Consider the following 23,068-nt stretch of genomic DNA (forward strand, 5'->3'; position numbering starts at 1 on the left):
TACTGGGGATTTTTTATTACTTTTTACTCTCCTAAATTGCATTAATCTAAAGAAGCCCCTAATTAAACTAAGCCTATTTGTTTAAAAACTAAACTGTGAGATTAAAATACATATATTCCCTCGTAATTGCATTTTTCATTTTTGACTTTAGTTATACTCAACAGATTATAACAGATGATTCCTTACCATTAGAACAACTTATACAACAAAATTTAGGACAAAATTGTGTTGAAATTTCAAATATTTCGTCGAATATTAATGGAGAAATAAATGGTATAAATAGCTTTGGATATTTTGAACGTGGAGCTTCCAGTTTTCCTTTTGAAAATGGGATCTTATTAACCACAGGAAATGTAAATTCCGCAGGAAATGTGCTCAACACAATTCCATTGAGAGAAGGAGATGCTTCTTGGGGCACGGATATCGATTTGGAAAATGCATTAAATATAGAAGAAACCCTAAATGCTACTTCTATTCAATTTAACTTTGTATCTGTTGCGAACCAAATTCAGTTCAATTATATTTTAGCTTCGGAAGAGTACCAACAAGATTACCCTTGTTTTTATTCCGACGGATTTGCCTTTTTAATACGAGAAGCAGGTTCTTCTGATCCCTATACAAACATTGCTATAATTCCGGGTACCTCAATCCCAGTAAACACAAGTACCATACACGATGTAATTCCAGAATCGTGTCCAGCCGAGAATCCAGCATTTTTCGAAGGCTATAACATTGGCGACACCAATTACAATGGCCGAACCGTAGTCCTTTCTGCTACAGCTACAATTCAACCAAATGTTGCTTATGAGATAAAACTTATTATTGCAGACCAAGATGACGAAAATTTTGATTCCGCGGTTTTTATAGAAGGTAATAGTTTTAATGCCAACGTAGAGCTAGGGCCAGATATTACCAGTTGTGGCGATTCGGTCACGTTAAATGGTGATATCCAAAACTCACAGGCGTCCTATCAATGGTTTCAAAATGATGTACTCATATCTAATGAAAATGATCCTGTTTTACAAGCGGTTTCTTCAGGAACTTATCGCGTTGAAATTACTATCCAGCTTAACGAAACCTCATGTATTATTGAAGATACTGTAGAAATTACTTTAGATACCGAGCAAGCTGCAACCCAAATTTCAGATTTTGTTTTTTGTGATGATAATGGAGACGGTGTTGAGAACTTTGATTTGACCTTAAAAAATAATGAAGTCTTGGCTTCTGTGCCTCCTTCAAGTTACAATATTAGTTATCACTATACTAGTGAAGATGCTGAGAACAATGTTAACCCTATAATGGGACCTATTCAAAACACAAGTTCACCACAGCCTATCTTTGTAAGAATTGAAGATACTGCAAATGGCTGTTTGGCCTATTCTGAGTTCAACTTAGTCGTTAATGAAAAACCAGAATATGTAGATCCAGATCCGATTATAGCATGTATAGATCCGACATTAGATGGCTATACTTTTGTGGATTTAAACGTTGCCAACAATCAAATTTTAAATGGAGGCAGTAATCTATTTGTCTCGTATCACTATTCGGAACCTGAAGCAGATTTAGGTTATAACCCCATTTTTTCGCCCTATGCGAATTTCAATATTTCGGAAACCTTATATGTTAGGATTTACGACGCTTTAACGGGCTGTTTTTCTACCACTAGTATTTTTGTCGAAATACAAGATAGTCTTGCAATTAATTCTGAAGACCAATGGATCAACGCCTGTGAACAAGACGAAGATGGCTTCGAGAATTTTGATTTAACAAGTGTTATCGATAATGTTCTACAAGGCCTTACTGGAATGGATGTTAGTTATCACACCTCTTATTATGATGCTCAATTTAATTTAAACCCTATTGCAGATCCCGAAGATTATCAAAACATCACTCCAAATTATCAGATTATCTATATTCGTATTCAAGATCCTGCAACAGGCTGCTATGCCATTACGAATTTAGAATTACATTCCAACATCATTCTTAACACCTTGTCCTCAGAATCTATTATTGTTTGCGATGACCCTTCCAATGATGGCATCGAAAATTTTGATTTAAACGAGGTTGAAGTTGAGCTTGAAGATGGCTATGAGGAATTTGAAGTTACTTTTTATATCAATGAAGACGATAGAGCCAATGAGAATAACCCGATAAATAAATCTATTCCGTTTAATGTAACTGATAATGGCACAACTATATATGCCATTGTTGTCGATGGTGACTGTACTGAATTAGTAGATGTCGCTTTAGTTATTGCACCTGCAGTAGTTTTGACACCTCAAACTGCCGATTATTGTGACGACAACGATGATGGTTTTACTACCCTGATCATGGATACGTTCAATACTGTTGCAGCCCAAGGTGTACCAGCCGCAAACGTAAAATATTATCTCAATGAAGACGATGCTATAAACAATGAAAACATTCTTCCTGATTATGTGTATAACAGCTCAAACCCACAATTATTCTATATTCGAGTTACCAATGCTCAGACGGAATGTTACGGAATTTCTACATTAGAAGTAAACGTAGTGAACGCTCCAACCGTAATGACACCTGAATCAATAATTGTATGTGATGACGACGATGATGGTATTTCTAATGTCGACTTAGAAGCAAAAATTCCAGAAATCACAAGCTCAACCACAGGTTTGGAAATTACGTTTTACAATGATTATTATGCCGCTATAAACGGTGAAAATGAAATTTCTACACCAGATGATTATCTGACTGCAACGCAATATATCTATGCTCGCGTCGAAAATGAAACCACAGGTTGTTTTAGTATTTCCGGATTTTATGTATATATCAATACTGTTCCACAGTTTATTCCGATTACAAATTTCGAGAATTGCGAAGCTGATATTGCCGGAGTTGCTGACTTTTATTTTTATTTAAAAGACACCGAAATACTAAATGGTCAGCCAGATAAACAAGTTCTTTACTATGAAACTGAGGCTGATGCAATAGCTGGCATTAACCCTATTGATAAATATTCCGCTTATCAAAACACATCAGTTGCACAAACTATATATGTTAGAGTGGAAAGTTACACGGATCCAAATTGTTTTGGCACTTCTTCTTTTGAATTAGAAGTTGGGTCCATTCCAATTTTCAATCCAGCAGAGACTATCGTTGTTTGTGATGATATTAGTAACGATGGTTTTGTAACTGTCGATTTAAACGAAACTATTGCAGAAATGGTTGCAGGAAGCCCAGAAAGCTTAGACATAACATTTCATACCACAGAATTTGACGCCAACAATAACTTTAACCCTATTCCCTTAAATTATACCAATTCCACAAACCCTCAACAGCTTTTTGCAAGAGTTGACAATGGCAATTATTGTAAAGGTATAAGTGCTTTTGAGATTAATATTGTTCCTGCTCCTTTAGTTTATCCAGCTTCACCAGTTGAGCGCTGTGATACGGACTATGACGGCATTTTAAATTGGGACTTAACCCTTTCGGAAATAGAAATATTAGATGTTAGACAAGATAATATAGAGGTTTCGTATTTTGAAAACATAGAAGATTTAGAAACCAATACTAATCCTATTTTAGATCCAGAAAATTATAACAACACTTCAAACCCACAAACCGTATTTGTTAAGGTTAATAATACATTAAGTGATTGTTTTGTAAATATTCCTCTTGATTTAATTGTGAATTTACCTCCGCTCGTTAATAATTTTGAAACTATTGAGATATGTGACAATCCAACTACCAGCTTCGATTTATCTACAGTAGATCAATTGCTCGTAGATGATACTACAGATATTATAATCACTTATCACATAGATAGTACAGATGCTAATGATAATATGAACCCATTGGATCCTAATTTTATATATTCGGCAACATCCCATAATATAGTGGCAAGATTAGCTAATGGTACAACAGGTTGTTATACTATTTATCCTTTTGAACTTATTATCAACCCATTACCGATAGCCAATCAACCAAATGATATGGAAACTTGTGATGATACGTCCAATAATACATTTGAGATATTTAATTTAGTAGCTCAGAATTCGAGTATTTTACAAGGGCAAAATTCTAGCATTTTTGACGTGAGTTACCATAATTCAGTCATTGATGCAGAGAGTGGCGATAATGCCCTACCGGAAGATTACAATGCACAAAACAATGAAACAATTTTCGCTAGAGTTACGAACTCTAATACAGGCTGTTTCTCTCTAACGGATTTTGACATCATTGTTTATCCAGCACCATCAAGCGTTACACCGATTACGATTTGCGATACTGATTATGATGGCATAAATTCTTTTGATCTCACTACTGCTGAGTCCGAATTATACGCCATCATGCCAAGTAACGTTTCCATTTCATATTTCGAAACACTCGAAGAGTTAGACGACAATGCAGACCGAATTGCATCGCCAACAAACTATATAAATATCAGCAATCCACAAACGGTATATATAAAAGTATTTAATAATGATGCCAATTGTTACACAGCGGTTCCTTTAGAAATTAATACTGATTTGCCTCCACCAATTAATGAATTTGAAATTTATGAAACCTGTGATAATGCAACTAGTAGTTTTGACCTTACAGAAATAGAATCGGCATTAATTGAACCTGAAACACAAGCAAATCTTTCCTATTTTGAATCTTTTAATGATGCTGATAACCTTACCGATCCATTTGCTTTAGATTACACGTACCAATCCATTAATGATATTATTTTTGTTCGGATTGAAGACCCAATAACAGGATGCTATTTAATATATCATTTTATACTTCAAGTAAATCCGCTTCCTATTGCCAATCAACCAAACAACATTGAAGTATGCGATGATGACACTAATGATGGGCTAGAGTCTTTCGATCTAGAATCGCAAACCAATACTGTTTTAGGCACTCAAAATCCAGATGATTTCACAGTAACCTATCATTTAAATCTTACCGAAGCTAGAACAAATGAAAATGCGATCATTTCTGAACACATAAGCTCAAATCAATTGATTATCGTCAGAATTGAAAATAATGAAACTGGTTGCTTCAGTTTAACTGATTTTTCCCTTATTGTAAACCCGCATCCAAATATCCCAGAACCACTTTTAGAGTGTGATACCGATTATGATGCCAACACACTCTTCGATTTAACAGCGGCAGAAACTGATTTATTTACAACACCTAATCCAGATAACATAATTTCCTATTTTGAAACGATGGAAGAATTGGAAAACGACAGTAATCCAATTTTAAATCCTGAAAATTATACCAATACCACTAATCCGCAAACGGTTTTCATAAAAGTATATAATTCGGTTGCCGACTGTTTCACTTTTGTACCCTTGGAATTGAACGTCAACCTTCCTCCTGCCACTAATTCATTTGAACTATTTGATATTTGTGAAAACGACGCCAATAGTTTTGATTTAACAACGATGAACGAAGTTATTGTCGATACTAATTTCAATGTCCTCTTCAGCTATTTTTCATCTGAAGCAGATGCAGTCGCAAATGATAATGCTTTAGACACTAATTACATTTACACTAGCACTAGTGATATTATTTATGCTCGTGTAGAGTTCAGCACCACACATTGTTATTATATTTTTCCGTTTGAACTTCGTGTAAATCCTTCACCAATAGCAAATCAACCTGATAATCTTATAAGTTGCGATGATGATTTTGATGGACTTTATGACTTTACTTTGAGCCAACAAAATGCTTCAATTCTCGGTAATCAAAACCAAAATAATTTTAATGTCACCTATTTCAACAATCCTATTGAGGCCGAAGAAGGAATCAATGCGTTAGATAGTGAATCATACATTGGGTTTGACCATGAAGTTATAATAGCACGAATAGAAAACCATATTACGGGTTGTTTCAGTCTCGTCGATTTCTCGTTGATTGTTCATCGAAAACCTAATGTAAATATTCCTGATCAAGTGGTTTGTATTGATAATTTGCCATTAACTGTATCTGCGGAAACCTTTTTTGCTACAGATACCTATTTATGGTCCACAAACGAAATCGGTCCAGAAATTGAAATCACTGAAATCGGCACGTATACAGTTACTGTAACTTCAGAATTTGGCTGTTCAACCCTGAGTACCTTCAACGTAACGGAATCTGAATCTGCTACGATTGACGTGGTAGAAACTGTTGATTTCTCAGACCCAAACAATATTACGGTTACTATCGAAGAAGGCATTGGAGATTACCTCTATATATTAGATAATGGCGACCCACAAGAATCCAATGTTTTTGAAAATGTGCCGTTAGGTTATCATACAGTGACCATTATTGACCTTAACGGTTGTGCCGAAGTTACCGAAGAAGTCTTGGTCATAGATGCGCCTCCATTCTTCACGCCTAATGGAGATACTATCAATGAAACATGGCATATTGTAGGCATCGAAACTTTACCTGGCAGTTCGGTTTATATCTTTAATCGCTATGGAAAACTAATAACAAAATTAAATACTAACTCTCAAGGTTGGGATGGTAAGTATAACGGCTATAATATGCCAGCTTCTGATTATTGGTATTTGGCAGAAATAAAACAAGGCGGTATAGCTTTTGAAGTTAAGGGTCATTTTGCGCTACGTCGATGATAAGAACCTGTTATCTTTTTTAACACATTGTTACATTTTATGTTGTGGTTAGAAACGTATCTTTGCATTCCCTTAAAATGAAAATGAAAAGATCCTTACTAGCTTTTGCCCTTTTATTTTCCCTATTGGATTATGCACAAAATATTTCAGTAGATAGTCAAACCTATACGCCTCAGCAGCTCGTTGAGGATATTTTAATAGATAGTGAGTGTATCAGCAATATTTCCGTTACTAATGTAGTTGGTGGCGATTTTGGTGGTGCCGACCAAAGTTATGGTTATTTTGATGCCACAGGGACTTCTTTTCCTTTTCAAAGTGGTATAGTTTTAAGCACAGGCAGACTGAACAACGTACCTGGACCAAACAACAGTTTAAGTGATGATAATGCTAATAATTGGGTTGGAGATTCAGATTTGGAAAATGCGCTCAACGAAACTGGAACCACAAATGCCACAATTTTAGAATTTGATTTTACCTCTATAGCGTCACAGGTAAGTTTTAGATACCTGTTTGCTTCAGAAGAATATCAAGAAAACAATTCCAATACATGTCAATTTTCAGATTTATTTGGATTTTTAATTCGTCCTGCTGCTGGGCAAGTACAATATCAAAATATTGCATTAGTACCTAACACAAACACGCCTGTAAAAGTTACAACAGTAACACCTGGCGTTCCCGGAAGCTGTCCTCCTGAAAATGAAACTTATTTTGGTAGCTTCAACGACTCCAATTCTCCTATTAATTTTAATGGACAAACTTCTATTTTAACGGCAACGGCCAATGTAGTTCCCAATGAAACTTATCATGTAAAATTAGTGATTGCGGATGAATTCAATCACAGATATGATTCTACCGTTTTTTTAGAAGCTGGCAGTTTTGAATTGTCTTCGGATATAGGACCTAATAGACTCATTGCCACAGGAAATGCACTCTGTGAAGGCGAAATACTAGAGCTTAATGCTTACCAAAATGGCCAAAATGCTTACAATTGGTTTAAGGATAATTTTTTAGTACAATCTGATCCAGCTGGTTGCACTGGTTGTGGGACTTTTACCGTTACAGAACCTGGAACTTACAACGTCGAAGTTGTATTGGATGATGGCTGTATCGCTTATGGCGAAGCTATTATTGAATATGCACCTTTACCTGTTGGATTTGATTCTGTTTTGATTGAATGTGATCTTAATCAAGATGGTCTAACCACGTATAATTTGTTTGAGGCAACAACCGATCTCACCAATGGAAATCAAAACAACTCTATTAATCGCTTTTTCTTAGACGAATCCAACGCCATTGCTAACATTGATCCCATTGCTAATCCTCAAGCTTTTGAAAACACCTATCCATTTCAAACCGTTTTTGCACGAATTTTAAATCAAGACAATTGTACTGATGTTGCCGCTTTAGAATTACAAACTTCAAATAATATTGTAAACATTCCAGATTTAAAGGGTTGTGATGGAGACGTTGTAGATGGTTTCGCGTTGTTTGATTTACCCGAAATTGAAGCTTCTATCATAAATCAAATTCCCATGGATGCCTTTGTACGCTATTATGAAACGGAAGATGATGCCTTTAATGATATTAATCCACTTTCTAATACGTTTGAAAACACGATAGCAGATACACAGACCATTTACGTAAAAGTGAGTAGCAATAATCAATGTTTTAGTATTTCAACCGTCAACTTAAATGTGCTTTATACACCTTTGTTAAAGGACGATGAAACTTTTATTTATTGTTTAAATACATTCCCAGAACCACTGACTATCTTTGGAGGCGTGCTTAACGATTTACCAAACAACTACTATTACGAATGGCAATTTAACGGGACTACAACAGCGATCACGACATTATTTTATGAGGTTACAGAACCTGGCTCTTATAAAGTCATTGTGACCGATCCAAATGGTTGCTCATCTAGCAGAACAATAACAGTTATAACTTCTGGAACAGCATTAATAGAAAGTGTAAATGTTGTTGGTGTAGCACCGAATAATGTAATTACAATTGAAATTCCTGATGCAAGCAATTATGAAATTGCTCTAGACGATGAAAATGGATTTTATCAAGATAGTTTTGTGTTTACCAATGTAGCACCAGGCTTTCATACCGTTTATATAAAAGACAAGAATGGTTGTGGCACTATCGAAAAAACCATTTCGGTTTTAGGCTTTCCAAAATTCTTTACTCCTAATGGCGATGATGATAATCCTACATGGCAAGTTATTGGTACAGAAGAACAATTTAACCAAATAACTTCCATTCAGATTTTCAATCGCTATGGAAAATTGATTACACAGCAAAATACAACAAATGGTGGTTGGGACGGAACGCTAAACGGAAAATCACTTCCAAGTGATGATTATTGGTTTTTTACGCAGTTTATTAATGGCGAAACTTACACTGGTCATTTTGCACTAAGGAGATAAAAATACTCGAGATAAAAAAAATAATTTAAATCCATCTTCACGCATAGATTGACTCATGCTTTATCATACCATAGTTTATAATATACTTTTCTACTTTTGATACTTTAAGTACTTTTTAACTTCAAATACTTTAAGTACTTTGTAACTTTAGACACTTTAAATACTTCCAAACTTTAGGCACTGAAATAATGCGATTCAAAATAAAATCCGAATTTAAACCCACAGGAGATCAACCACAAGCCATAAAACAATTGGCAAATGGTATTGAAAACCAAGACAAATACCAAACCCTATTAGGTGTCACAGGCTCTGGTAAAACTTTTACTGTGGCCAACGTGATTGAAGAAGTCCAGCGACCAACTCTGGTTTTGGCACATAATAAAACATTGGCAGCCCAACTTTATTCTGAGTTTAAACAATTTTTTCCAGATAATGCGGTTGAGTATTTTGTGTCTTATTACGATTATTACCAACCTGAAGCCTACATTCCTGTTTCTGGTGTTTATATAGAAAAAGATTTATCCATTAACGAGGAAATTGAAAAGATGCGTTTAAGCACCACCTCGTCTCTACTTTCTGGTCGTCGTGATGTCATTGTCGTAGCTTCGGTGTCATGTCTATATGGTATTGGAAATCCCGTGGAATTTCAGAAAAATGTGATTTCCATTGAACGCGATCAAGTTATTTCACGTACCAAATTATTACATCAATTGGTGCAAAGTTTGTATTCCAGGACTGAAGCCGAATTCAAAAATGGAAACTTCAGAATAAAAGGGGATACGGTTGATGTCTTTCCTGGCTATGCTGATCACGCCTTTAGAATTCACTTTTTTGGAGATGAAATTGAAGAGATTGAAGCTTTTGATGCCAGAACAAATGAAATCATAGAACGTTACGACCGGCTGAATATTTATCCGGCAAATATGTTCGTGACGTCACCAGATGTGTTGAATGGTGCCATAAGGGATATTCAAGATGATTTGGTTAAACAACACGATTATTTTAAAGACATAGGAAAACATTTGGAAGCTAAACGTCTCAAGGAACGCACGGAATTCGATCTAGAAATGATTCGGGAATTGGGTTATTGTTCTGGAATTGAAAATTATTCGAGATATTTAGATGGAAGACTGCCAGGCACGCGTCCCTTCTGCTTATTGGATTATTTTCCTAAGGATTATTTAATGGTGGTTGACGAAAGTCATGTCACCATTTCTCAAGTCCATGCCATGTATGGAGGCGACAGAAGCCGAAAAGTGAATTTAGTGGATTATGGTTTCCGATTACCAGCAGCCATGGATAACAGACCTTTAAAGTTTGAAGAATTTGAAGCCCTTCAAAATCAAGTCATCTATGTTTCTGCAACACCTGCAGATTATGAAATGGAAAAAACGGACGGCATTTATGTGGAACAAGTCATCAGACCAACAGGTTTATTGGATCCTGTAATTGAAGTCAGGCCAAGTTTAAACCAAATTGATGATTTAATAGAGGAAATCCAGAATCGGGTTGAAAAAGACGAACGTACTTTGGTCACTACGCTTACTAAACGAATGGCAGAAGAGTTGGTAAAATACTTAACCCGAATTTCTATCCGCTGTCGCTATATTCATAGTGATGTGGATACTTTGGAACGTGTTGAGATCATGCAAGATTTAAGAAAAGGTATTTTTGATGTTTTGGTCGGTGTGAATTTATTACGAGAAGGTCTGGATTTACCTGAAGTTTCACTTGTTGCGATACTCGATGCCGACAAAGAAGGGTTTTTGCGTTCCAATCGTTCACTAACACAAACCGTTGGTAGAGCTGCCAGAAACCTGAACGGAAAAGCGATTATGTATGCCGATAAAATTACCAATAGCATGCAGAAAACGATTGATGAAACTGAATACCGTCGTGAAAAACAAATTGCTTACAACACCGAACATAATTTAGTTCCGAAAGCCTTAAATAAAAGTTTGGATAGTGTTTTAGCAAAAAATTCCGTGAGTACCTATAGAACAGAATTGGACGCACAGATTGCGGCCGAACCAGAAAGCGAGTATTTAACAAAAGTGGAACTCGAAAAGAAAATAAGGGAACGACGTAAACTTATGGAACAAGCTGCAAAAGCTTTAGACTTTTTGGAAGCAGCGCGTTTTAGGGATGAGATTACGGCTTACCAAAGTAAACTTGAGAAGCTGAAGGTAAAGTAGTTTTCTCTTTCAATGTCGTAGAGTCGTAAAGACATAATAAGATCATTTCTTTGAGTAACCTATTATTTAACTCTCACGTTTTTCCCCTTCTTGGAGAATGTCCGCAGGACAAAGGGGCTTTTAGTTGTATTGTACTTTAAATATATCAATCAGAAAATCTGGAGGAACAATCTTATTTGGGAAACTATCCATTAAATCCAAAACACGATTAATAGATTCATGACTTAAACCCATTCGCAATCCAAAATTATGGATTTTCACCAATTGCTTAGGAGCGACTTTATGATCTAAATTCATAAGTAATACTAACCTATGGAACTGCACAATACGTTCACTGTGTGTTTTTAAATGCACATAGGTTACAGGATGTTCAAATAAATATTCGAAGTCTTCTTTTGAAATATCCAATTGTTTCGCAATACTGAATAAAAAGTTATATTCAATAGATCTTATGTTTTCATCTGTTTGAGCAAACGCAATCATCTCGGAAAGTAAGCTCAGTTTTTCAGCACGATTTATCATATATGAGAGGGAATTATTTAATACTGTAAAGTTACAGAGGTAGTTTATTTTATTGTCGTTGATATAATGTATCTTGTCGAAAAATTGAACGTATTTAGTCGATTTTTTTAAACGTTTATCAACGTGAGTCATCTATTCTGTATGAAATTTAAGCATTTATACTGGCTAATTCTAGCATTTATTCTAAACAAAGCAATAGCCCAAAGCACTGCTTCAGAGCAAGTTACAAAATTTATTATCGCAGCTCCGCAATTGGATACACTTAAAACTATTTGGGTGTATTTACCTACAAAATACAAAAACTCTAAAAAAGATTATCCTGTCATTTATATGCACGATGCTCAAAATTTATTCGATTCTGAAACCTCTTATGTAGGCGAATGGGAAATTGATGAATATATGGATTCGTTAAATGATAATGAAAGTATAATTATTGGAATAGAACACGGAAACGAAAAACGAATTGAAGAACTTACACTATATAAACATGAAAAATACGGTGGTGGAAAAGGAGATGCCTATTTAACTTTTATAAAGAATACCTTAAAACCGCATATCGATGTCACCTACAGAACAAAACCTGAAGCAGAAAATACTACAATATTCGGTTCGTCGCTAGGCGGTTTATTATCATTTTACGCAGCTATTAAATATCCCGAAACTTTTGGTAAAGCTGGTGTGTTCTCTCCTGCCTTTTGGATTAATCCCGAAATCTTTGAATTGGTACAATCAACTGAAATTCCAGTAACTTCAAAGTTTTATTTTTTAGCAGGAACCGATGAAGGGGAAACTATGATTCCTAAGTTAAAAGAAATGATTAAATTACTGCAATCTAAAGGCGTAAATGAATCGCAATTTGAAATGCATAGCATTGAAGGCGGAAAACATAACGAAAAATTTTGGGGAGAACATTTTGGAAAAGCCTATGACTATTTAACGACTAATAATTAACAGATTCCCATTATCATGGGAATAGAAAAAAAAGTTTTCAATGACAAACAACGATATATTCAAAAAACTAAGAGTCGCTCACAAATTAAGAGACGATGATATTGTAAAAATTTTAGAACTAGTTGATTTCAGAATTTCTAAAAGCGAGCTGAATGCATTCTTTAGAAAAGAAGACCATCCGAAATATATGGAATGTGGTGACCAAATCCTTAGGAACTTTTTGAATGGATTAATTATTCATTTAAGAGGACCTATGCCGAAAAAAGGAGAAAAACCAAATAAGCCAGAACAAAAAAAGAGCAACAAATAATTGTTGCTCTTTCATATAATATATATACCTGTCAGGTTTTGAAAACCTGACAGAAAATATCGTTAAGATAAAACCTCCTGAACTTTATCAGCCGCTTCTTGGAATTCAGTTGCACTCATCACATCTAATCCAGAGTTATCAATTAAGTCTTTGGCAATGTCTGCATTGGTTCCTTGCAGACGTACAATGATTGGCACGGAAATGTTACCCATATTTTTATAGGCATCAATAACACCTTGCGCAACACGGTCACATCTTACAATACCACCAAATATGTTGATTAAAATTGCTTTTACAGCAGGATCTTTCAATATAATTTTAAAAGCCGCTTCTACTCTAGCCGCATCAGCCGTTCCACCAACATCTAAAAAGTTCGCTGGCTCACCACCTGCTTGCTTAATTAAATCCATAGTTGCCATGGCAAGACCTGCACCATTCACCATACAGCCAACGTTTCCGTCTAAGTCCACATAATTTAAACCTAAAGCGCCAGCTTCAACTTCAATTTGGTTTTCCTCACGTAAATCACGCAACTGTGCTAAATCTCTATGTCTATACAAGGCATTGGCATCTAAAGTAACCTTGGCGTCAACAGCCATTATTTTATCATCACTGGTTTTTAAAACAGGATTGATTTCAAATAAAGACGCATCCGATTTATCGTAAGCCGTATATAATGCGGTAACAAATTTTGTCATTTCTTTAAAAGCCGTACCAGATAAACCTAAGTTAAAAGCTATTCTACGTGCTTGAAAAGGCAAAATACCAGTCGCAGGGTCGATTTCTTCATTATGAATTAAATCTGGTGTTTCTTCTGCAACCGTTTCAATGTCCATACCTCCTTCCGTAGAATATACAATCATATTTCTACCTGTAGCACGATTTAATAAAACCGACATATAATATTCGTCTGGTTCATTTTTGCCTGGATAATACACATCTTCTGCGACCAAAACTTGGTGTACTCGTTTTCCTTCCGCAGAGGTTTGTGGTGTAACCAAATCCATACCTATGATTTGTCCTGCAATATCTTCAACGTCTTTAAGGTTTTTAGCCAATTTTACACCGCCACCTTTTCCACGTCCACCAGCATGAACCTGTGCCTTAATAACATGCCAACTTGTACCAGTTTCCGCTGTTAATTGCTTTGCTGCATCCACAGCATCTTTAGCGCTTTGAGCCACAATTCCACGTTGGATTCGTACTCCAAAACTGCTTAATAATTCTTTTCCTTGGTATTCGTGTAAATTCATATTAAATATTCAATTTAAAGTTTCCTTGAAAAAGGAAATCCTTCAAGTTTATTAGTCGGACAAAAATAAGCATACTTAAAGTTTCTACCAATTGTTTTTAAAATTGATTTGTTTTTTCAGTCTATTAAACGTTTTATCGCTGAAAACGCTTTGTCCACCAAGTAATCTTCAACCACAATCGTAAATTCATTGGTTGTAGAAACCACTTCATATAAGGTAATATTTTCCCAAGCCAAACGCTTAAATATTTGATAATATAAACCTACTATTTTAGAATTTCCTTTTGGTAAATAAATACTAATGGCAGACAATTCTTCCTGCAATCCTATTTGCGTTTCATTCTTGAATGCTTTTAATATACTTTCTTTTTCAGAGGTTGAAATAATGATGTTGCTTTCAAACATACCACGCGTAAAAGCATAGAATATTTGATGATTTTCACTAATCTTTTCTAATATTCGCGAATGGCTGTGGATGAGTGTTTTTGAATTCTGAAATGTAAAATCACTTAAATTGGAACGCACCGTAATATCGCCTATTTGATTAAAGGCTTTTTTTACACTGTTTGAATTTTCAAGATTCACTGGCTGTTGATACCGTCGTAATGCCATCATAATAGCACCATCTTTTACAGGTTTGCGCAGCATTTTGGAAATAGGTTCATTTAAATCCTTAGCTAAGGCCGAAAAATTAATAATCTCGCGTGATAAGCCTTCTTCTAGAAAAGGACTTGCCACGATAATATCTTGAACACAGGAGGCTATGGTTTTCATAGATTTAAAATTTTAATAGATAAGTACATGACTAATTTTGAAGCGAATGTTTTTTTCGCCACGAATCCACGAATCTTAAATTGTAATAGACTGAAAGTCTGTAAAATTTTTAGCAGACTATAGTTTGTTTCATTTGTGAAATAGATAGTCCATTATTTAGTCTTAATTTCCAAGAACGAGTGAATTCGTGTATTCGTGACAAAATTCATTGAGGGTAAAACGAAATGCTACCTTTCCCTTTGGAAAATTAACCATATACATGACATGAAAAAAAAATCAACTTTTTAATACTCGTTTAAATTGTTAATTATTTAACAATTTGTGCAAAAATAGCAATATTTTATCATTTTTATGTTTATTCTTGGGATTACATTTACTTTCGTCACTTCAAATAAATCGAATCTCAAGAATTACAATAGATGAAAGATAACACCTTATTACAAATTGCGAAGGATTTTGGAAGTCCTGTATACGTCTACGATGCTGAAAAAATTGAATCTCAGTACAAACGTTTAAATAAAGCATTCAGTAAGGTAAAGCAGTTGAAACTAAATTACGCTGTAAAGGCATTGTCGAACATTTCAGTCTTAAAATTATTTAACAAATTGGGGTCTGGCATTGATACGGTTTCCATTCAGGAATTAAAATTAGGCTTGAAAGCAGGTTTTAAACCAGAAGATATCATTTTTACACCAAATGGCGTATCGCTTGAAGAGATCGAAGAGGCCGCAAAATTAGGTGTTCAAATTAATATTGATAATCTTTCCATATTAGAACAATTTGGTACTAAACATCCTAAAGTTCCTGTTTGTATTCGTATAAATCCGCACGTTATGGCTGGTGGAAATACTAATATTTCCGTTGGACATATTGATAGTAAATTTGGGATTTCGATTCATCAGATTCCTTTATTGCTTCGTATTGTGGAGAATACAAAAATGAATATCAACGGAATTCACATGCATACGGGAAGTGATATTCTCGATATTGATGTCTTTTTATATGCAAGTGAAATACTTTTTGAAACGGCTAAAAACTTTAAAACACTTGAATTTATAGATTTTGGTTCTGGATTTAAAGTACCCTATAAAAAAGGTGATATTGAAACTAATATTGAGGAATTGGGCGAAAAACTATCTCAACGTTTCAATGAATTTTGTAAAGAATATGGCAAAGATTTAACCTTAGCTTTTGAACCTGGAAAGTTTTTAGTCAGCGAAGCCGGTGTGTTTTTGGCCAAAGTGAATGTAGTGAAACAAACCACCTCAACGGTTTTTGCACAAATTGACTCAGGATTTAACCATCTAATTAGACCGATGTTATATGGTTCTCAGCACGACATTCTTAATATTTCCAATCCAAAAGGTCGGGAGCGTTTTTACTCAGTAGTTGGTTATATCTGTGAAACAGACACCTTTGCAAACAACAGACGTATTTCGGAAATAAACGAAGGTGACATTCTTTGCTTTAAAAATGCTGGTGCCTATTGTTATTCTATGGCTAGCAATTATAATTCACGATACCGACCTGCAGAAGTCTTACTGTATAAAGGCAATGCCCATCTCATTAGAAAACGTGAAACTTTTGACGATATTTTAAGTAATCAAGTGGAACTATCTTTATAAAAACCAGAGCGTTGTAATTCACAACGCTTTTTTTTATACCTTTAGCATTACCCTAAGTCTTTTTATTCAACCATTAAAGACTTATGAATAAAACCATATCCACATGTCTAATTGTATGTTTTTCAACATGCCTTAGTTTTTCACAATCAAATATATCAAGTTCAGAAGATTTCAAAACAGTTTCTATAGACTCCTGTTTATCTTGGATGCGCCAAAATACTTTTATAGGTAAGGATTTAGATATTTTTCATAGCATAGGATTACAAACGCTTAAGCGAAGTCGAAACGAATCAGACATAAAAACCATTGCAGAAGTACATGAAGAATTAGCCAATTGGCATGGATATAATGGTACATTTTCGCCAGATTCTGTAGTGCATCATACCGAAAAAGCATTAGACTACTACCTAAAAGGCGATGATAAAATTAAAATTGCGGACACTTACAGAACCCTATCCATAGATTATATGAATGTGCAAGCATTAGACAAAGCACAAGATGTGCTGTTTAAATCCATTGCAATTTACGAAGAACTAAAAAGCCAAGAAGGTTTAGGAAATGCTTACCGATCTTTGGGTGTCCTCTATCGTGTAACGGAAGATTTTGAAAAATCCATTGCATACACCCTCAAAGCCATTCCAATTTTAGAAAAGACCGAAAATTATGCTGCCACTGCCATTGCTCAGTTTAGTCTTATACTCGGTTATGGCGAACTTGGAGACTATGAAAAAGCCTATAAAGCCACCGATTATTGTTTAGAACTTGTAAAAACGAAAGTACCGGAAGAAGTCTTTATTCCTGTGAGAGCACATTCTTACAGAGGGGACATTTACCTAAAAGTTAAAGATTACACCAATGCATTAAAAGATTACATTAAGGCTTGGGAACTGTGCAAAGTTAATATTGGCGAAGAACGTTGCGCCACTTACCGTACCGAAATTGGACAGGTATATTTACATCTCACTGACTATAATGAAGCTTTAAATCATCTTTCTGCTGGTGTGAAAGCTTACGAAACAAAAGGTCAAGACGGAATTATAAAACCCTATGAAGATTTATCTGCCACCTATGCGAAACTTGGTGATTTTGAAAATGCCATGCGCTATAAGGATAAAGCAACAATGAATTCGACAAAAATTCTTGAGGACAAAGTTGCCAATCTTGAAACTGAAGCCGTTATTAAATATGAAACTGGTAAGAAAGATGAAGCATTAGCCTCACAAGCGCTTTTACTTGAGCAAAAAAGTAAAACCCAAAATTTAATTATTGCCATAACAGTGTTATTGGGACTATTACTTTTATCGCTACTCTATTTCTTCAATAAAAACAAAAAAGCCACTAGAATCATTCAAGCAAAGAATGCTGAAAATGAATTGTTGTTGAAGGAAATTCATCATCGTGTTAAAAATAATCTCGAAATGGTAAAAAGCCTCATCTCATTACAATCTGCCCAAATGGAGGATTCAGCGAGTAGAGATGCTATGATTGCGAGTCAAAACAGAGTGCAATCTATGGGAATTATACATCAGAAATTATATCAAGGCACAAATTTAGGAAGTATAGAAATGAAAGATTATTTCTTAAACCTTAGCGAAGGCATTTTGGATACGTTTGATGCTGATGACAAAGTGAAAATTGAATGTGCTATGAACAACTTAGACTTGGATGTGGATACTGCTGTTCCGATAGGTTTAATTGTAAATGAATTATTGACCAACGCATTGAAATATGCCTTCCCAGACGATAAAAAAGGTTTAATTTCTATAAGTTTAGAAAAAACGCAGGATAATCATTTAAAATTGAAAGTATCTGATAATGGCATAGGAAAAATTGATGGACTGGTACCAAAAGGAACAGGATTTGGCACCCAACTAGTCAGTTTATTGACCCAACAACTCAACGGAAAAATGATAGAACTTAATAAAAATGGTACCTTCTTAGAGTTTGACTTTTTAATTGGTGCTGCAGCATAACCAACCCCAAACCAAAATATTAATAAGAAAGAAATGAATATTGCAATGACTATGTCTTATGAGTATTTTACTCATTCATTCTTTAGGATCTCAAATCAATGAAATCGCAACGTCTCCTATCGTTATTTAGAAAAAGTGATTTCTATTTATGATGCATTTACAAGCCATTTAGTTGGCTATATATCTTCAAAATAGGCTTCGGTAAACAATTCGTATCATTCGGGTAAGATAAATAGAGACTCGTCCTATATCAGTTTTATTTCTCATTGATTATCACTTACTTGTGTCGAATCCTAAGTAGGAATTCGTTTTATCTAATCATTTAAAGCTATTAATTATGAAGATCTTAAAAACAATTTTGTTCGTAGCATGTTTTGCTCTATTGCTACCAACAACAACACAAGCTCAAGAAGACGAAAGTTTCATCATGGAGCTAACTGAGTACACTATTAAATTTGGGGAAAATTCAAAATTTACTGAAGGGGTAAAAAAATGGAATAAATGTTACAAAGACAATGAGGGAACTAACACTTGGAATGTTTGGCATCGTTTACAAGGAAAAGGTAATGTATATGTTTTGGCCTCGAGTTTAAAAAATTGGGCAGAAATGGATGAAAGTGATGCGGCAGGAAAAGCGTGTCGTTCAATGGCTATGGAATTCATACTACCTTATATTGAAAGTACCGAGGTAAACACAACACGTTCTATGCCAGAGTTTAGTCGTAAAGAGGGATTAGGAGATAACACGATTGTTTGGGTTACCAATTTTGATGTAAATGATGGCGAGCTTTTTAGAGAAGCTGTGAAAGAAATGAGCTCTGCAATAAGCAAAAAAGAAGGCGACAATCGTGGTTACTGGTATCGTGTTATGGGTGGAGAAGGTGCTGATTATTTTGTGTCTACACCTTTTAAGGATTTTGCGGATTTAGATACCGATAGAGAAGGTATTTGGAAACTGTATGAAGATGCACATGGTAAAGCTAAAGCCCAAGATTTAAAAGAAAAATTTAAGACTGTTATTGATGAGCAATGGAGCTACACCTACACATTAGAAACTGACTTGAGTATGAGTTCAAAATAATTCCTTAAAAGCTATAATTATGAAGATATTTAAACCTATGCTGCTTCTAGCACTAGTGTTGCTATTAGCACCAAAAAGTATGACGGCACAACAAAAGTTTCATGTGCATGAAGACGTTGTAAAACCAGCTATGACTGCGGAATACGAAGCCGTTTTAAAAGAATTTGGAGAACTTATTAAAGAATATCCACTAGATGATATTAATCTGTTAGTTCTGCGCAACAATAATAATCATTATTATTTTTTAAGCCCAGTCAGTTCAATGGCAGATTTAGATAAACCGGGACCTATTGCTCAACTCTACAAAAAAGCAGGTGCCGAAAAAGTAAGACCACTTTTGACCCGAATGGATAAGTGCTATGATATTGAAAAAGATTACATCATTACCTTAGATGAAGAACTTTCATATATGCCAAATGGTATGACACAGACACCTGAAGGTGAAAACTACAGAGAGCAATATAAAATTTATATTACTCCAGAAAACAGAACTATTGTAAAGGAAAAGTTGACAGCCGTTAAAAAACTTTATTCAGATAAAGATTCTAAGCTTCATTACAGGGTCTATAAGAGTGGATTTGGTACTGAATCTGAATATTATTTGGTTTCTGTAGCTTCTAAAGACGAATCCCATATGGCTGCCAAAGCAACAGCAAATGACGATCTATTAGGTGACGAAAGAAAAAAGTTGATGTCAGAATTATTTGAAAAGGTCTCAAGAATAGAAGAACTTGAAGGTAATATACGACCAGATTTAGGAATATAATCGAATTAAAAAAAGCCAAAGATGAAAAAATTATTTTTATTAGGTCTTGTTATATTGCTCTTTGCAGCATGTGAACAAAAAGACACACGATATACACAGAATTCGCCGGAAATTGACATGGTAAAAAAAGTTATTGAAGACTATAACTCTAAAGATTATAATATGAATGTTATAGCTGACACAAGCAAAACGTTTTTCAATAACAAAAAGAATCCGATGTCAAAGACAGAACTTGTGGCCTACCATAAAGCCAATGATGCTAATTATTCCAAAAGAGGATTTACAGGGGAAGACCCAGAATACGAAATGGTAGTTACTGACGATGGCGAAACTTGGGTAAATGCTTGGTTAGATTGGCAAGCTACGCTTAAAGGTAGTGGTAAAGTTATAGACATGCCTGTACATTTGACCTATAGATTTGCTGATGGTAAAATTGTAAGACAAGTTGGTATGTGGGATCCTACCGAAGTTATTTTGGGGCTACAGGAAATTGAAGCGGAAAAAGCGATGTCTGTAGATGAAAAAACAATAAAATCTACAATAGATGCTGTAGTCAAGGCATGGAATGCAAATGACCAAAAGACTATGGCTACATTAATGACTGATGATATGGTGAGAACAGCAAACGGAACTGTAGTTGCAAAAAGTCCCGCAGAATACGGTTCAAATTTAATGGATGTATTCTTTACTGGTTTCCCAGATTTTAAAGTAACATTAGATGACTATAAAATTATTGGAAACAAAGCCATTATTAATTGGACTTGTACTGGCACTAACACAGGAACTTTTCAAGGCAAATCAACCAACAAACCCATAAAAACACATGGCTTAAGCATTTGGACGATTGAAAAAGATGGCAGAGCATCAAGAGAAGATGCGTATTATGATAATCTAACACTTTTTCAGCAATTAGGCTACATGCCAGAATTACAATAAATTTATAAACAGGCACTATGTGGAGATAGTATCAGTAATAACAACAATTACTTTAAAAGGTTTTAGAGTCTTTGCTATTAATTAGGGAAATCGTTATTACTGATCTGCCTGTTTATTATTTCATATCATATGCTTTCATATTAACATCTGCGCTTCTTACATTAAAAACCATTTGATATTACGTTTTATAAAAGATTAGAATCTTTTATGCCCATTAGACCTACTCTACAAAATTTCAACAACGTATTTTAAATCAACAAATCTCATGTTCAACCGAAAAGCCAAAAGTAGCCTTACCTCTAATGTTTTAACCCGGTATTTTTCATTTTCTGCGCTATATACAGCACAAGGTATTCCAGAGGGTATAACTTTTTTTGCTATTCCTGCCTGGTTGGCCATGAACGGTAAATCGCCTTTAGAAATCGCAGCTTTCGTTGGTGTTATTGGTATTCCTTGGAGTTTTAAAATATTTATTGCGCCTCTAATGGATCGTTTTACATTTCTCGATATGGGAAGAAAGCGACCTTGGGTGATTTTTGGGCAACTCGGTCTGATATTAAGTTTCTTAAGTATCGGTTTTGTTTCTGATCCATTAAATAATCAGTCAGGTCTTATGATTACTGGTTTTTTAATTAGTTTTTTTGGAGCTTTTCAGGACGTTGCCACAGACGGCATGGCTGTTGATGTGATTCCTGCTGTTGAACAAGCTAGGGCCAACGGATTAATGTGGGGAAGTAAAACTATTGGAATTTCCTTATCATTAGTAATAGGTACGGCCTTAATAAACAGTATTGGATTTACATTGGCCATCGCCTCGTTATCCATAGTCGTCGCATTAATTATGCTGGTTCCAGTTTGCTTTACTGAACGGCCTGGCGAAAAAATAATGCCTTGGTCAAAAGGACAGGCCGCTGAAGAATCGAAACAAACGCAATTAAGAAGTTGGTCGCAAATATTGAAAAGTTTATATCGCGTTGTTAAACTAAGATCCAGTATCATTTTTTGCATAGCTTCTTTTATAATCGGTACTATGTATGGATTAATGGATACGCTACTCCCTATATTCACGATTCAAGAGTTGGGATGGACCAATACTTCCTTTTCTCAGGTGTATTCCATTACTTCAATTATAGCCGGCTTTTTAGGCATGTTTATTGGTGGCTACTTAGTAGATTTTTTCGGGAAGCTAAAAATGTTAATGCTTTATTTGGCACTTATAACCATTCTTATTGCCGTATTTGCATTTTCAACTAATTTATGGAGCAGTATTACTGTGATGTACGGATTTATAGTAATCTACTTAACCTTGTATACCTTTTTATGCATTGCTATTTTTGCTTCAGCGATGCATCTGTGTTGGAAAACAGTAGCTGCGACACAATTCACGTTGTATATGGCGATTTCTAACATGGGAAGAGCGGCAGGAGCAACATTATTAGGGGTATTAAAAACCAGTTTTAGTTGGGACCAGGTGTTTCTCTTTATAGCTGTACTTCCATTTATAATGGGTGTTATGATGCAATTTATCAGTTTTACCAAACACAGGATAAAAGTAGATAGCTTTAAAATTTTCAATAAAGTTCTAGTTACACCTCATATTATTAAAGATTAAAAATTAAGAATCTCTACAATGTAAATATCTATATTGATGATTT

At 34.9% G+C, this 23,068-nt stretch carries 14 protein-coding genes; 11 read left to right on the top strand and 3 right to left on the bottom strand.

The window, feature by feature from the left end; translation table 11 throughout:
- The first annotated feature begins 95 nt into the window (after nucleotides 1-95).
- The 3 genes from HM990_RS12285 to uvrB all read left to right on the top strand — a co-directional run bounded on the left by HM990_RS12285 (nucleotide 96) and on the right by uvrB (nucleotide 11,223).
- The gene (locus HM990_RS12285) at nucleotides 96-6,596 is read left to right on the top strand and encodes a T9SS type B sorting domain-containing protein (protein WP_178989224.1); all 6,501 of its coding nucleotides are present in this window, start codon (nucleotides 96-98) and stop codon (nucleotides 6,594-6,596) included.
- An 83-nt stretch (nucleotides 6,597-6,679) separates the two neighbouring features.
- Complete coding sequence (locus HM990_RS12290; protein WP_178989225.1) at nucleotides 6,680-9,028, top strand: choice-of-anchor L domain-containing protein; 2,349 nt, start codon at nucleotides 6,680-6,682, stop codon at nucleotides 9,026-9,028.
- Nucleotides 9,029-9,216: 188 nt separating this feature from the next.
- A complete protein-coding gene (gene uvrB, locus HM990_RS12295; RefSeq protein ID WP_178989226.1) occupies nucleotides 9,217-11,223 on the top strand; it encodes an excinuclease ABC subunit UvrB in 2,007 nt (668 codons plus the stop codon).
- 120 nt (nucleotides 11,224-11,343) lie between these two features.
- Here the strand turns inward: uvrB and HM990_RS12300 are convergent, their stop codons facing one another.
- Nucleotides 11,344-11,745, bottom strand: a complete 402-nt coding sequence (locus HM990_RS12300; protein ID WP_178989227.1) for a TerB family tellurite resistance protein — start codon at nucleotides 11,743-11,745, stop codon at nucleotides 11,344-11,346.
- Between the two features lie 123 nt (nucleotides 11,746-11,868).
- Between HM990_RS12300 and HM990_RS12305 the strand changes: the two genes are divergently transcribed.
- Together HM990_RS12305 and HM990_RS12310 are read left to right on the top strand one after the other, a co-directional pair.
- The gene (locus tag HM990_RS12305; RefSeq protein WP_317166911.1) at nucleotides 11,869-12,696 is read left to right on the top strand and encodes an alpha/beta hydrolase; all 828 of its coding nucleotides are present in this window, start codon (nucleotides 11,869-11,871) and stop codon (nucleotides 12,694-12,696) included.
- Nucleotides 12,697-12,736: 40 nt separating this feature from the next.
- Nucleotides 12,737-13,006: a DUF1456 family protein gene (locus HM990_RS12310; RefSeq protein ID WP_178989228.1), complete on the top strand. Its 270-nt coding sequence runs from the start codon at nucleotides 12,737-12,739 to the stop codon at nucleotides 13,004-13,006.
- Nucleotides 13,007-13,068: 62 nt separating this feature from the next.
- Here the strand turns inward: HM990_RS12310 and sucC are convergent, their stop codons facing one another.
- On the bottom strand, nucleotides 13,069-14,259 hold the full coding sequence (gene sucC, locus HM990_RS12315; RefSeq protein ID WP_178989229.1) for an ADP-forming succinate--CoA ligase subunit beta: 1,191 nt from the start codon (nucleotides 14,257-14,259) through the stop codon (nucleotides 13,069-13,071).
- A gap of 116 nt (nucleotides 14,260-14,375) precedes the next feature.
- Entirely contained in the window at nucleotides 14,376-15,032 is a 657-nt protein-coding gene (locus tag HM990_RS12320) for a hypothetical protein (RefSeq protein WP_178989230.1), read from the bottom strand.
- A 419-nt stretch (nucleotides 15,033-15,451) separates the two neighbouring features.
- Between HM990_RS12320 and lysA the strand changes: the two genes are divergently transcribed.
- The 6 genes from lysA (at nucleotide 15,452) to HM990_RS12350 (ending at nucleotide 23,025) form a co-directional block, all read left to right on the top strand.
- Nucleotides 15,452-16,657, top strand: a complete 1,206-nt coding sequence (lysA, locus tag HM990_RS12325) for a diaminopimelate decarboxylase (RefSeq protein ID WP_178989231.1) — start codon at nucleotides 15,452-15,454, stop codon at nucleotides 16,655-16,657.
- 83 nt (nucleotides 16,658-16,740) lie between these two features.
- Nucleotides 16,741-18,630, top strand: coding sequence for a tetratricopeptide repeat-containing sensor histidine kinase (locus HM990_RS12330; RefSeq protein WP_178989232.1), 1,890 nt, complete (start codon nucleotides 16,741-16,743; stop codon nucleotides 18,628-18,630).
- A gap of 337 nt (nucleotides 18,631-18,967) precedes the next feature.
- Nucleotides 18,968-19,711, top strand: a complete 744-nt coding sequence (locus tag HM990_RS12335) for a hypothetical protein (protein WP_178989233.1) — start codon at nucleotides 18,968-18,970, stop codon at nucleotides 19,709-19,711.
- 19 nt (nucleotides 19,712-19,730) lie between these two features.
- On the top strand, nucleotides 19,731-20,477 hold the full coding sequence (locus HM990_RS12340; RefSeq protein WP_178989234.1) for a hypothetical protein: 747 nt from the start codon (nucleotides 19,731-19,733) through the stop codon (nucleotides 20,475-20,477).
- Between the two features lie 21 nt (nucleotides 20,478-20,498).
- Nucleotides 20,499-21,413, top strand: coding sequence for a nuclear transport factor 2 family protein (locus HM990_RS12345; RefSeq protein ID WP_178989235.1), 915 nt, complete (start codon nucleotides 20,499-20,501; stop codon nucleotides 21,411-21,413).
- A 265-nt stretch (nucleotides 21,414-21,678) separates the two neighbouring features.
- Nucleotides 21,679-23,025 carry an MFS transporter gene (locus tag HM990_RS12350; protein ID WP_178989236.1) on the top strand — a complete coding sequence of 449 codons (1,347 nt, stop codon included), beginning with the start codon at nucleotides 21,679-21,681 and terminating at the stop codon, nucleotides 23,023-23,025.
- The last annotated feature ends 43 nt before the right edge of the window (nucleotides 23,026-23,068 follow it).

This window comes from Winogradskyella schleiferi, from assembly GCF_013394655.1.
Taxonomy (GTDB): domain Bacteria; phylum Bacteroidota; class Bacteroidia; order Flavobacteriales; family Flavobacteriaceae; genus Winogradskyella; species Winogradskyella schleiferi.